This window comes from Acinetobacter sp. 1294243, assembly GCF_000588015.1.
GTDB lineage: Bacteria > Pseudomonadota > Gammaproteobacteria > Pseudomonadales > Moraxellaceae > Acinetobacter > Acinetobacter pittii.
Map to the genome: position 1 here is coordinate 210,560 of NZ_JFXG01000007.1, position 13,348 is coordinate 223,907.

Genomic DNA, 13,348 nt, shown 5'->3' on the forward strand with positions numbered 1-13,348 from the left:
GAGAATGAAAAAATCATGTGAGATTGACCTAAATTTTTATTAAAAATGCTGATAGAATAGCCAGTTGTTTAATGATCTTTGAATTGATGCGGTTTGACTTTGCTTTATAGGGGCAGAGTACAGTAAAATTGCCAAACATTGTAGGCCGATTTCGGCTTGATTGTACGAGAAACTTAATGACCCATTTTATTTTTGTCACTGGTGGTGTAGTTTCATCGCTAGGTAAAGGTATTTCTGCTGCTTCAGTTGCTGCACTTTTGGAAGCCCGTGGCTTAAAAGTCACAATGGTTAAAATGGATCCCTACATTAATGTCGATCCAGGGACAATGAGCCCTTTCCAACATGGTGAAGTTTTTGTCACAGAGGATGGTGCCGAAACTGATCTAGACTTGGGTTATTACGAACGTTTCTTACGTCGTGCGAAAATGACCAAACTTAATAACTTTACCAGTGGTCGTGTATATCAGGACGTTTTAAATAAAGAACGTCGTGGTGACTATCTTGGTGGTACAGTTCAAGTTATTCCTCATATTACTGACAACATTAAAGAACGCGTACTTCGCGCAGGTGAAGGCTACGATGTTGCTATCGTAGAAATTGGCGGTACGGTAGGTGATATCGAATCACTTCCATTTATGGAGTCAGTTCGTCAGTTAATGGTTGAGCTTGGTCATAAAAGAACCATGCTTATGCATTTAACTTTGTTGCCATATATCAAATCTGCAGCAGAGCTTAAGACAAAACCAACTCAACACTCTGTAAAAGAGTTGCTTTCGATTGGTATTCAGCCAGATATTCTTATCTGCCGTACTGAATATGATGTGGATGTTGACACTAAACGCAAAATTGCATTGTTCACTAACGTAGAAGCGCGTGCTGTAGTGGTATGTAAGGATGCGAAAACGATTTATCAAATTCCACGTACATTCTATGAACAAAACGTTGATGACTTGATCTGTGAGCGTTTTGGATTTAATGATCTTCCAGAAGCAAACCTAGAAGATTGGGATAATGTAGTCGAAGCATTACTAAATCCTGAATACACTTTACGTGTAGCTATGGTTGGTAAATATGTTGAATTACCAGATGCTTATAAGTCTGTGAATGAAGCGTTATTACACGCAGGTATTAAAAATCGCGTAAAAGTACAAATTGATTATGTCAACGCTGAAGAACTTGAAAGCCAAGACGTATCTATTTTAAGTACAGCTGACGCAATTTTAGTTCCAGGTGGTTTTGGTGAACGTGGTACTGAAGGCAAAATGAGAGCTATTCAATACGCACGTGAAAACAAAATCCCATTCTTGGGTATTTGTTTAGGCATGCAATTGGCTGTTATTGAATACGCTCGCCATGTTGCAGGTATGCCAGAAGCTTCTTCTACAGAATTTAACCGTTCTACAAAATATCCACTCATTGGTTTAATTACTGAATGGTTAGATGAGCGCGGTGAATTACAACAACGCAGCCTTGAGTCTGACCTAGGTGGAACTATGCGTTTAGGTGCTCAAAAATCTGAATTGGTTGAAGGCACAAAAACACGTGAAGTCTACGGTAAAGCTGAAATCACTGAGCGTCATCGTCACCGTTATGAAATGAATAACCGTTTCATTGAGTCGATTGAACAAGCTGGTATGAAGATTTCAGGTTACTCTTCAGCACAACATTTAGTTGAAACTGTAGAAATTCCTGAACATCCTTGGTTTATTGCTGTACAATTCCACCCGGAATTTACAAGTTCACCACGTGATGGACATCCATTATTTGCTAGTTTTATTGACGCTGCAAAAACACAGCATCAAAAAAGTAAATAATGCGATTTTAAATAAACTGGGAAAGTTTAAATGTCACAATTAAAACCACAAGAAGTTGTACGTTTAGGCGATATACAAATGGCAAATCATTTGCCATTTGTATTATTTGGCGGAATGAACGTACTTGAATCAAAAGATTTAGCTTTTGAAATTGCAGAAACGTATGTTGATATTTGCAAACGCTTAGATATTCCTTATGTATTTAAAGCGAGTTTCGATAAAGCAAATCGTTCTAGTCTGCATTCATTCCGTGGTCCTGGACTTGAAAAAGGTATCGAATGGTTAGGTGATATTAAAAAACATTTTAATGTTCCTATCATTACTGATGTGCACGAGCCATATCAGGCTGCACCAGTTGCAGAAGTAGCCGATATTATTCAATTACCCGCTTTCTTAAGTCGTCAGACTGATCTTGTCGAGGCGATGGCGAAAACACAGGCTATTATTAATATTAAGAAAGCCCAGTTTTTAGCACCTCATGAAATGCGCCATATCCTGCACAAATGTTTAGAAGCAGGAAACGACAAACTTATTCTTTGTGAACGTGGTTCAGCATTTGGTTATAACAATCTTGTTGTAGATATGCTTGGCTTTGACACAATGAAAGAAATGAATGTGCCAGTTTTCTTTGACGTGACACATGCGTTACAAACCCCTGGTGGTCGTTCTGACTCAGCAGGTGGTCGTCGTGCTCAAATTACAACTTTAGCACGCGCTGGAATGGCAACTGGTTTGGCTGGATTGTTCTTGGAAGGACACCCAGATCCAGAACATGCAAAATGCGATGGACCTTGTGCATTACGTATGTCGCAACTTGAACCGTTCTTGGCACAAATAAAAGAATTGGATACTTTAGTTAAAGGATTCAAAAAGTTAGACACCCATTGAGTTGTTTTATAACCCTTACGCTGCTTTAACCGCAGCTCATATTCATTCAAAGAGGAATTGTTCATGAGCCAAATCGTTGACATTCGTGCACGTGAAATTTTGGACTCTCGTGGTAACCCAACCATCGAAGCAGACGTAATTTTAGAATCTGGGGTTGTTGGTCGTGCATGTGCACCATCTGGTGCTTCAACTGGTTCTCGTGAAGCTTTAGAACTACGTGACGGTGATAAATCGCGTTACTTAGGTAAAGGCGTTCGTACAGCAGTTAATAACGTTAATACGTTGATTCGTGATGCTTTGTTGGGTAAATCAGTTTTTGAGCAAAAAGACATTGATAATACAATGATCGCGCTTGACGGTACTGAAAACAAAGAGAAATTAGGTGCTAACGCAACTTTAGCTGTGTCATTGGCTGCTGCGCGCGCTGCTGCTGAAGAAAAGAAACTTCCTCTTTTCCAATACATCGCAGATCTTCGTGGTCAAACAATTTTGACAATGCCTGTACCGATGATGAACATCTTAAATGGTGGTGAGCATGCGGACAACACTGTTGATATTCAAGAGTTCATGATTGAGCCTGTAGGTTTCACTTCATTTGCCGAAGCTTTACGTGCTGGTGCTGAAGTATTCCATTCTTTAAAATCAGTTTTAAAGAAACAAGGTTTGAATACTGCTGTAGGTGATGAAGGTGGTTTTGCTCCTAACTTACGTTCTAACGAAGAAGCAATTCAAATCATTTTACAAGCAATTGAATTGACTGGTTACAAAGCTGGTTCAGACATGATGCTTGCACTTGACTGCGCATCTTCAGAATTCTACAAAAACGGTCAATACGTTTTAGAAGGTGAAGGTAACCGTGCATTTACAAGTCATCAGTTTGCAGATTATTTAGCTGGCCTTGTAAATCAATATCCAATTATCTCAATCGAAGATGGTCTTGATGAGTCTGATTGGGAAGGCTGGAGCTACTTGACTTCAATCCTTGGTGATAAAATCCAATTGGTTGGTGATGACTTGTTCGTAACTAATCCTAAGATTTTACAACGTGGTATTGATGAAAAAGTTGGTAACTCAATCTTAATCAAATACAACCAGATCGGTACTTTGACTGAAACTTTAGATGCAATCTATCTTGCTAAAGCAAATGGTTATTCGACTGTTATTTCTCACCGTTCTGGTGAAACAGAAGATTCTACTATTGCTGACTTAGCAGTAGGTACAGCTGCTGGTCAAATCAAGACTGGTTCACTTTGTCGTTCTGACCGTGTGTCTAAGTACAACCAATTACTTCGTATTGAAGAATTGACTAAAGCTGCTTACCGCGGTAAAGCTGAGTTTAAAGGTTTAAACTAATCTTTAAATAAAAAGTTAAAATTAATTTTTTAACATTTGAAGGTGCTATTTCCTGTTTTTAATAGGAAATAGCACCTTTTTTATTATCCTAATCGGCGTGTTTTTAAAGACTCAGCCCAACTGTGATGTTTGCAGCGGGTACATTCTTGATCGATTTTATTTAAAATTTTAGTTTCACCACACTTCATACATGAATAAAAAGTATTCAGTTTCAGTACATCGGCTTTACGGTAGGCATCAGGGAATAGGGGGAGTCCCCATTTTACCTCTTCATCTTCATAGTAAAGTAAACTCAAGATACCGTCAGACTCCAATAAAGCTGTTCTTACTTGACCTAAATGTTCAACATTTTGTTGGCGCATTTCTGAGAAAAACTCATCATGTGAATATGATTGTTTCTGGAAATCTTTGTAAACCAAAAGTCCATCTTTGACTACACAGAGAGCTCTTCCTTCCAATAAGTCTTCAATTTTTTTATGTTTCACCATCGCCCAAGTTACAAGACGATAGAGAAAAAGAATAACGATAAATACGACAAAAGCATGAGAAATAGGTAAGTCCTTGGTAAACATTGGATCACCAGCAGCCGAGCCTAAACATAAAATAATTGCGAGTTCAAAAAGGGAGAGTTGGCGAACACCACGTTTACCTGATAGTCTCAAAAAACTAATAATAATGATAAACATAAGAAAGCATCGAACCAAGATTTCTAAAATAAAGGTCCAAGTCGTGTCACCTATGAAAATATTAAAAAAATCCATTTTTTCTCCTTTTTAATAGGTATATGAAGTCTTTATAAAATTCTTAGCAAATTAAAAATAGAAAAAATATACTTTTTAAGTAGTTGTTGGTTAAAAAATCGAACTTTATGTGATTTTGTATAAATTCTACTATTAAAATAAACATATAGTTGAAGCTTCAATCGTAGAAATAACACTAAAAAAAATGATTTTAAAGTTATCAAATAAGATAAAAATTTTGATCTGTATGGACTAAATTTAGTTTGTCAATTTTTAAAATGTTTGGTCTTAATATGTATATGATATATTTTAATATTATTGTATTTTAAGCGAATTTTATATGATGAGAAAGCAATATCATTTTAGAAAAGTTGAAAATGATACTTATATTTGGGATGTAGATAATTTAGTAGAATTAACTAGAAATTTTAAAGTAAAAGAAATTTTGCTATCAGAAATAAAAGAATTAAATGAACCATACTGGTATCCAGATTCTCATCCCACTACTCAAGATATCATTGATCATATGATATTAATTCAAGAAGCAGATTTGTCTTATCCAATAATAATATGCTCACAGGGCAGGATAATGGATGGTATGCATAGAGTAGGAAAGGCGAAAATTTTAGGTAAGTTTAAAATACGTGCTGTACAATTTGATAAAGACCCTCAACCAGATTATATCAATGTTGAGGAGGATGAACTGAGCTACGATGATTAATTATAAATAATTGCGAATATGATTCAGTGGCAATCAGGACTGTAGGGAATAGCGTCTAAACGTTTTTGAAAAACATTTGGATTCAGTATATTTTCATACATTTGTTGATATGTTTGTTTATGATCTTCAATGTTATGATAATCAACGATTTCTTGGAGTTTATCTTTATATTCTATATGTCCCGCATGAAACATCGCTGCATAATGGCCCCACAGTGCATATTGATATCGTATGGCTGCCTTTGGAATTAAATTTATTTCGTTTAAATAGCTATGAGCCATTTTTTCATAACATGCTTTTATTTCATGAGCATCTTTTTTCATTTTTCTTAAGAAAATACATTGCATCTCTTGTAGTTGTGAACTATCTGTTTTATTTAAAATTTTTTCGGTAACTATATATGCTTCTTTAAGGCAACCTAAGTGAATAAGTACCTTGCGTTTGGTTTTTAAAATATCTAAATTATTATCATTAGAGGGAATTTTTTTTAATAAGTTTTTAAATTTTCTATGGGAAGTATCTTGTGGCTGCTCAGCTTTTAGACTGTAAACAATATCATTATATTCAAATATATAAGGGTTAGCAGGTGTATATTGTTTATGATTGCTCTCCATATTAATTATTTTTGAAGGGCTATCATCAGTAGGGTGATCACAAGCGCTTAAACCTAAGCTTACTAAAGAAAACGCTAAAATTTTGTGCACTACAGTTTATACCTTTATTCTCTTTCATGAGATTTATGAAGAATAATAAAATATAAAAGAAAATACTGTGTAGTTTTTTATTTCTCATGTTCATGAGCAGTTCAACAGTCAATTTGAATTTGAAAATTGGTTTATATATTTTTGAATCAATAATATAAAGCCTGTGGTTTCAGCATTATACTTCAACAAGATCAACACTCAATCTGTTAGAAATCCAAATTTTGATGTCGTGGATAGCGATTCTTTAATGCAATGATAAATTGGCAATTTAAATTAAACAAATAAGAATAATTATTAACTTAAAGTTGATAACAATTATTATTCGTGTTAATTTTTGTGCCGAACTTTTACTACTGTGTAACAAGGAATAAGGTAGTGGAAGGCTAAAAATATGGTTCAGCACATTGGTTATTATGGAATTTTCTTATGTACAATCCGCCCTTTAGAAAAGCATTTAGAGTTCGCCCTTTAGCACTTTCTATGGCTTTAACGGTACCTTCATTTGTTTATGCAGAACAAACCGAAACAACCACTTTAGCAACGATAAAAGTACAAGCAGAACAAGAAAATCCGGCCGTTACTGAAGGTTCCGGGAGCTATACAGCAAAACGCACAAATACTTCTACAAAATTAAATTTATCTCTTCGTGAAACTCCTCAATCAGTCAAAGTTTTAACCCGTGAATATTTAGATGATCGAAAAATCGATTCCTTTCAAGATTTAATGAATAATATTACGGGTGTTTCAACCTCACGTACCGATGAGCGCCAAAGAGTGTATGCACGTGGTTTTGAGGTGGATTATTACTTAATTGATGGAATACCTAGTACTACAAACTTAGGCACTGGAGATTTAGATTTAGATATTTATGATCGTGTCGAAGTCGTAAAGGGTGCCAATGGACTAACCACAGGTGCGGGAAACCCAGCAATGGCGCTGAACATGATTCGGAAACATGCAAACTCAAAAGAACTCACTGGTAATGTCAGCACATCTTTAGGCTCGTGGAACTCTTGGAATAGCTCAGCAGATGTTTCCACGCCACTTAATGCAGATGGATCATTGCGTGGCCGCATGTTTGTAAAACATTCTGATGAAAAATCATTTATGGATTTCTATGAGAAAGAACGCAATGTATTTTATGGTGCGGTTGATTATGACTTAAGTGATAAAACAAGCATGTCGCTTGGTGCAACTTATCAAGAGTTACATCGTGATGGTATTCGTTGGGGCGGTACACCTGCTTTTTATACTGATGGGACTCGTACCAATTTTTCCAGAAGCTTAACAGTAAGTGCACCTTGGACCTATTGGGATGTAAATACAACGGCAGTATTTGCAAATTTAAAGCATAATTTATTTAATGACGTTAATTTAAATATTGCTTATACCTTCCGTAAAGAAGATACAGCTTCTATGTTGTTGTATACAGCTGGAAAAGTAGACAAGGCAACCAATACCAGTCCATTAAAAAATGAAGAGGGCAAGGATAATGTCTCAGTATATGGTGCAAAAGCTGCAAATGAAGAAAACAATATTGATGTTTTTATCAATGCTCCATTTACGATTTTTAATCGTCCACAAGAAATTATTATTGGTGGATCGTGGAATAAGAATGAAAAGACAAAAGATATTTTTGGTGGATCTAACACAAACCAAGACATTGAGAAATATTTAGGTGGACCATTTAACTATAATGATATGGCTCAAGAGTTGCTTCAGCCTGTTGTTTTAAACGGTAAAAATGCGCTAAATGAAACCACACAAACTGCCGCTTATATTGCTGGAAAATTTCAGATTTTGGATCCTTTGAAAATTATTGCTGGTGCACGTTTATCTAACTGGGAATATAAGTCTGAAAATGATAAAGGTAACCGTGAATTTAACAATGAATTAGCACCATATGTTGGCGCTATTTATGATTTTGCCCAAGATCATTCTGTGTATGCAAGTTATACAGAAATTTTTAAACCTCAAGAACGTAAAGATATAAATGATCAATATATAGATCCGATTACTGGTAAGAGTTATGAGGCTGGCTTAAAGAGCGAATGGTTTGGAGGGCGTTTAAATACAGCATTGTCAGTATTCCGAATAGAACAATCTAATTTTGCTGAATCGATACCGGGAGTATTTATTGTCCGTAATGGTACACAAACTACAGAACAGGCCTATCGCGCTGTAGATGGGGTTGAAAGTAAAGGTTTTGAGTTTGAAGCTGATGGCGAGATTAATGACAATTGGGGTATTAACTTTGGTATTGCTAATTTTGAAGCAAAAGATGCACAAGGCACAAAGGTTAATACGACAAACTCTCGAACAACCTCGAATCTATTTGTTAAGTACAAACTTGATCAATGGAGTGCAGGGCTTGGTTTAAATTATAAGAGTAAATACTATACGGGAAGTGGAAGCTCTCGTATTGAGCAAGATGCATATGTTTTAGCAAGTGCGATGCTTGGCTATCAAGTGGATAAAAATATCAAACTTCAATTGAATATCGATAATATTTTTGATGAAAAATATTATGAAGGTATTGGTGCTAACTCAATGAATTGGGGCACACCACGAAATGCAACGTTGAGTGTTCGTTATAATTTCTGATTTAAACTCACATAAGTAAACGATTTATAAAAGTCCTCCAAAGAGGGCTTTTATTCTTTTTAAGCTCGTTTTAAAAGTGAAGAAAATCTTGACTTCTTTTTTATAAATATGGTTGTATTATACAACTATATTTTGAGTGTGCAGTGATGATTGATCAAAAAATTATTGATGAAATCCGTAGTTCATCTCGAATTATGGTTCGTGAATTAGGTTTTATGAGTTCAACTCTTGCTGCCACTGATTATTCTCCGTCAGCTGTTCATTCTTTACTTGAACTTGAAAATAGAGGTTCTTTAACCGCGGTACAATTAGGACAGCTTTTAGGCTTAGAGAAATCGAGTGTGAGTAGAATGTTGCTTAAACTCATTAAGGCGGGGGAGATTAGAGAGGAACAAGATAAGAATGATGCTAGACTAAAAGTGATTAAACTCACACCGAAAGGAGTGGAAACTGTAAGAAAAATTAATAATTATGGAGAAATGCGAGTTATTCAAGCCATTGAAAAATTAAAATCTTATGAACAACTTGTTATTGCTCAAGGTTTGACAGCCTATGCTGAATCTTTAGTAAATTGTCGAGATAATAAAGATCTTATAGATAACAATACTATTCAAATTGTGAGTGGCTACCGCGCAGGTATGATTGGCAGAATCGCAGAAATGCATGGTACTTATTATTATGAAAATTATAATTTTGGACCTTTTTTTGAAGGAAAAGTGGCTACCAATTTAGCTGAGTTCTCTAACCGTCTTTATAAAGACTCTAATAATATTTGGTTGGCAATAAAAAATAATAAAATTGTGGGTTCTGTTGCGATTGATGGCGAAGATTTAGGGAATAGCGAGGCTCATCTTCGGTGGTTTATTTTAAGTGACGATTGTCGAGGACAGGGAATCGGCAAAAAGCTATTAAAAGAAGCAATAAACTTTTGTGATCAAAAACAATTCTCTGCTGTTCAATTATGGACATTTAGTGGCCTTAGTGCAGCAAGAAAACTTTATGAAACTTTTGGTTTTAAACTCACGAATGAATGGGAAGGAGACCAATGGGGCAACACCATGTTAGAGCAACAATTTACACGGATAAATAATGGAAATTAACCATAAGCTTTTCTCAGCATAAATTTCTCATGCTTAGAATGATTTTTTGTGGGTAGATTGATTTATAAACAGTTGTACTTATAAATATTATTTCCCTTTCAAATTCTATTCATTTTTGACAAAATGAAACATGTCATAATGGTCAATTAAAGTAATATGCCCATTAATAATTTTGCTTAAATTTTTGCAGGAATTGCGCATGCTACTTGTTAATTACTATACAATACAATCTCTTAACGAAAGTTTTTAATTAAAAATCTTAATGATATGTTAGAAGTATTTCGATCCACTTCAAGCAAACTGATATTGCTACTTGTTATTGTTTTAGTAGCTATCCTGCAATATCAATTTTGGTTAGGTGAGGGTGGCTATATCCCTCATCAAGCTCTCATGCAACAAATTCAGCAACAAGCTGAGGTAAATGAAGAGCTTAAAGAACGAAACCGTATTTTGGCAGCAGAGGTTTTTGACCTGAAAAATGGTACAGAAGCAATAGAAGAACATGCCCGCCTTGATCTTGGTTTGGTTAAACCTCACGAGACATTTGTTCAAATGAGTACGATCAGTACCCATTACAAACCTATTTATATTGACCCGAACGCTAAAGTTGATTTGGAAACGAATGAGACACCTGCATCCCCAGATATCCCAGACTAAATTGTGGGCAGTGATTCCCGCTGCAGGATCAGGAAGTCGTTTTTCTAAAACTGAATTGAAGCAGTATCAATATATTCAGAATAGGACTGTTTTAGAACATACGATTGGCCGTATAAGCCAACTTCCATTAAATGGTTATGTTTTGGCAATTGGCGCACAAGATACCTTTGCTCAGACTCTAGCATTTCAAAATATAGATAAGGCGCATTTTTGCATTGGTGGAGCTGAGCGAGTCCATTCAGTTTTAAATGCATTAAATCATCTTTTAAATTTTGCCGATGAAAATGATTGGGTTCTTGTGCATGATGCGGCTCGCCCTTGTGTAACCATTGATTGTTTAAATGCACTTGTGGCAAATGCAATTGAATCAAATGAGAGTGCTATTTTAGCAATTCCTGTTCGCGATACTTTAAAGCAGGTTAAGTCAGGCAATCACATTGATAAAACAGTTAGCCGAGATTTATTATGGCAAGCTCAAACGCCTCAAATTACTAAAATCGGTAAACTAAAAAAAGCAATTGAACATGCTTTAGAAAATGACGTCACTATTACCGATGAGGCAAGTGCACTCGAGTATATGGGTGAAACTGTACAGGTCGTAATGGGTCGTTCGGATAATATAAAAATTACCTATCCCGATGATTTAGAACTTGCACGTTTGATTCTGCAATCTCAGTCTTAATTCTATTATTTTTAACTTGCTTGGATAATTTGCCCACCTAAGCAAGTTTTCTACATATCTATTTATAACCACTCATATTCTTTTACATTGATAAGTTTTAGGATTTATCAAGATCATACAACTATACTAGATAATGTTCGATCATCGAACAAAAAATATTTATACCGAACAAAACCATGGTTTGATAACTAGATCAAATTAGAAAAATTATCAAGAATGTTTAAAAGGAAATCTAAGGGAAACACTCGGGATTGAGTGAAATATCTATCTGTTCATTCTGCCTCTGTGTGCCTAAATCTCTTATCTATTCCTTCCTGAATGAGCACAATGGAGTTGTCTAATGATTGACAAAAGTAAGTCCTCTCTTAGCGAGGTACTATCGCAGATTAAAGATGGTGCGACCATTCTGATTGGTGGTTTTGGTACTGCAGGACAACCCGCTGAACTCATTGACGGACTGATTGAACTGGGTATTAAAGATTTAACAATTGTCAGCAATAACGCCGGTAATGGCGATTATGGTCTGGCTAAACTACTCAAAGCTGGTTCGGTTAAAAAAGTAATCTGCTCTTTCCCACGTCAGTCAGACTCTTATGTGTTTGATGAGCTGTACCGTGCCGGAAAAGTCGAGCTTGAAGTGGTTCCACAAGGTAATCTGGCATGTCGTATTCAGGCAGCAGGTATGGGCCTAGGCGCTGTGTTTACCCCAACTGGCTTTGGAACACTTTTAGCTGAAGGCAAAGAAACCCGTCAGATCGATGGTAAAGACTACGTACTCGAATATCCGATCAAGGCTGACTTTGCCCTGATTAAAGCTTATAAGGGCGACCGCTGGGGCAATCTGGTTTACCGTAAATCTGCACGTAACTTTGGCCCGATTATGGCCATGGCTGCTGATGTCACGATTGTTCAGGTTTCTGAGGTGGTTGAGCTAGGTGGCTTAGATCCAGAGCACATCATCACCCCAGGTATTTTTGTACAGCACGTTGTACAAGTACAGCCCGCACAGTAAGCAATAAGGAGAAATAACATGAGCTACCAGAAACTCAGCCGTGACCAGATTGCAAAACGTGTGGCACAAGATATTCCAGATGGCGCCTATGTGAACTTGGGTATTGGTTTGCCAACCAAGATTGCAAGCTACTTACCTAACGATAAAGATATTTTCCTTCATTCCGAAAATGGCCTGTTGGCATTTGGCCCACCACCAGCGGCAGGTGAAGAAGACCCTGAATTGATTAATGCGGGTAAAGAGTTTGTGACCATGCTTGAAGGTGGCAGCTTTTTTCACCATGGCGACTCCTTTGCCATGATGCGTGGTGGTCACCTTGATATTGCAGTACTCGGTGCATTTCAGGTTGCTGCGAATGGTGACTTGGCCAACTGGCACACGGGTGCACCTGATGCGATTCCTGCTGTAGGTGGTGCGATGGATTTGGCTGTAGGTGCTAAAAAAGTATTTATCACTACAGACCATGTGACCAAGCAAGGTGAGCCGAAGATTGTGGCTGAGCTAACTTATCCGGTTACGGGTAAACACTGTGTTGACCGTATTTACACCGATCTTTGTGTGATTGATGTGACTAAAGATGGTTTAAAGGTGATTGAGAAAGTTGAAGGTCTTAGCTTTGAAGAGTTACAGGCTTTGACTGGTGCAACTTTGATTGATGCGACTCAAGGGTAAGGAAGTAGGGAAATGACATTAAAAAACGCTTATATCATCGATGCCATCCGTACTCCATTTGGCCGTTATGCCGGTGGTCTTGCACCTGTCCGTGCCGATGACCTGGGCGCTGTACCGATTAAAGCCCTCATCCAACGTAACCCAAATGTAGATTGGGAACAGGTCGATGATGTGATCTATGGCTGTGCCAACCAAGCCGGTGAAGATAACCGTAACGTCGGCCGTATGTCAGCACTGCTTGCTGGTTTACCGTATCAGGTTCCAGCAACCACCATTAACCGTTTGTGTGGTTCTTCACTCGATGCGATTGCCATTGCTGCCCGTGCCATTAAAGCCGGTGAAGCAAACTTGGTGATTGCAGGTGGTGTCGAAAGCATGAGCCGCGCACCTTATGTGATGGG

13 protein-coding genes are annotated in these 13,348 nt (G+C 37.0%); 11 read left to right on the forward strand and 2 right to left on the reverse strand.

The features are described from left to right. The first annotated feature begins 176 nt into the window (after positions 1-176). From J655_RS14935 to eno, 3 genes are all read left to right on the forward strand, one after another. Positions 177-1,814, forward strand: coding sequence for a CTP synthase (locus J655_RS14935; RefSeq protein ID WP_017480995.1), 1,638 nt, complete (start codon positions 177-179; stop codon positions 1,812-1,814). Between the two features lie 30 nt (positions 1,815-1,844). Beyond that, positions 1,845-2,702, forward strand: coding sequence for a 3-deoxy-8-phosphooctulonate synthase (gene kdsA / locus J655_RS14940; RefSeq protein WP_002121042.1), 858 nt, complete (start codon positions 1,845-1,847; stop codon positions 2,700-2,702). A 63-nt stretch (positions 2,703-2,765) separates the two neighbouring features. After that, positions 2,766-4,055 (forward strand): phosphopyruvate hydratase, encoded by a 1,290-nt coding sequence (gene eno, locus J655_RS14945; RefSeq protein WP_002121066.1) that lies wholly within the window; start codon positions 2,766-2,768, stop codon positions 4,053-4,055. A gap of 83 nt (positions 4,056-4,138) precedes the next feature. Here the strand turns inward: eno and J655_RS14950 are convergent, their stop codons facing one another. Next, complete coding sequence (locus tag J655_RS14950; protein ID WP_032006428.1) at positions 4,139-4,816, reverse strand: DUF421 domain-containing protein; 678 nt, start codon at positions 4,814-4,816, stop codon at positions 4,139-4,141. 322 nt (positions 4,817-5,138) lie between these two features. Here J655_RS14950 and J655_RS14955 point away from each other — a divergent pair, with 322 nt between their 5' ends. Further along, positions 5,139-5,516, forward strand: coding sequence for a ParB N-terminal domain-containing protein (locus J655_RS14955; RefSeq protein WP_032006426.1), 378 nt, complete (start codon positions 5,139-5,141; stop codon positions 5,514-5,516). A gap of 23 nt (positions 5,517-5,539) precedes the next feature. On the opposite strand, the gene J655_RS14960 is transcribed toward J655_RS14955, so the two are convergent. Continuing rightward, entirely contained in the window at positions 5,540-6,220 is a 681-nt protein-coding gene (locus J655_RS14960; RefSeq protein WP_032006425.1) for a hypothetical protein, read from the reverse strand. Positions 6,221-6,646: 426 nt separating this feature from the next. Between J655_RS14960 and J655_RS14965 the strand changes: the two genes are divergently transcribed. From J655_RS14965 to J655_RS14995, 7 genes are all read left to right on the forward strand, one after another. Next, complete coding sequence (locus tag J655_RS14965) at positions 6,647-8,824, forward strand: TonB-dependent siderophore receptor (RefSeq protein WP_032052614.1); 2,178 nt, start codon at positions 6,647-6,649, stop codon at positions 8,822-8,824. A 146-nt stretch (positions 8,825-8,970) separates the two neighbouring features. Then, a complete protein-coding gene (locus tag J655_RS14970) occupies positions 8,971-9,924 on the forward strand; it encodes a bifunctional helix-turn-helix transcriptional regulator/GNAT family N-acetyltransferase (RefSeq protein WP_032006421.1) in 954 nt (317 codons plus the stop codon). A gap of 267 nt (positions 9,925-10,191) precedes the next feature. Further along, positions 10,192-10,581 carry a cell division protein FtsB gene (gene ftsB, locus J655_RS14975; protein ID WP_004643028.1) on the forward strand — a complete coding sequence of 130 codons (390 nt, stop codon included), beginning with the start codon at positions 10,192-10,194 and terminating at the stop codon, positions 10,579-10,581. Then, a complete protein-coding gene (ispD, locus tag J655_RS14980) occupies positions 10,547-11,263 on the forward strand; it encodes a 2-C-methyl-D-erythritol 4-phosphate cytidylyltransferase (RefSeq protein WP_032006420.1) in 717 nt (238 codons plus the stop codon). Before ftsB ends, ispD begins: the two co-directional genes overlap by 35 nt. 340 nt (positions 11,264-11,603) lie before the next feature. Further along, positions 11,604-12,275: a 3-oxoacid CoA-transferase subunit A gene (locus J655_RS14985; RefSeq protein WP_005305950.1), complete on the forward strand. Its 672-nt coding sequence runs from the start codon at positions 11,604-11,606 to the stop codon at positions 12,273-12,275. Between the two features lie 18 nt (positions 12,276-12,293). Further along, positions 12,294-12,947 (forward strand): 3-oxoacid CoA-transferase subunit B, encoded by a 654-nt coding sequence (locus J655_RS14990; RefSeq protein ID WP_032006418.1) that lies wholly within the window; start codon positions 12,294-12,296, stop codon positions 12,945-12,947. Between the two features lie 12 nt (positions 12,948-12,959). Continuing rightward, on the forward strand, positions 12,960-13,348 hold a 389-nt coding region (locus J655_RS14995; protein WP_032052616.1), incomplete at its 3' end, for a beta-ketoacyl synthase N-terminal-like domain-containing protein.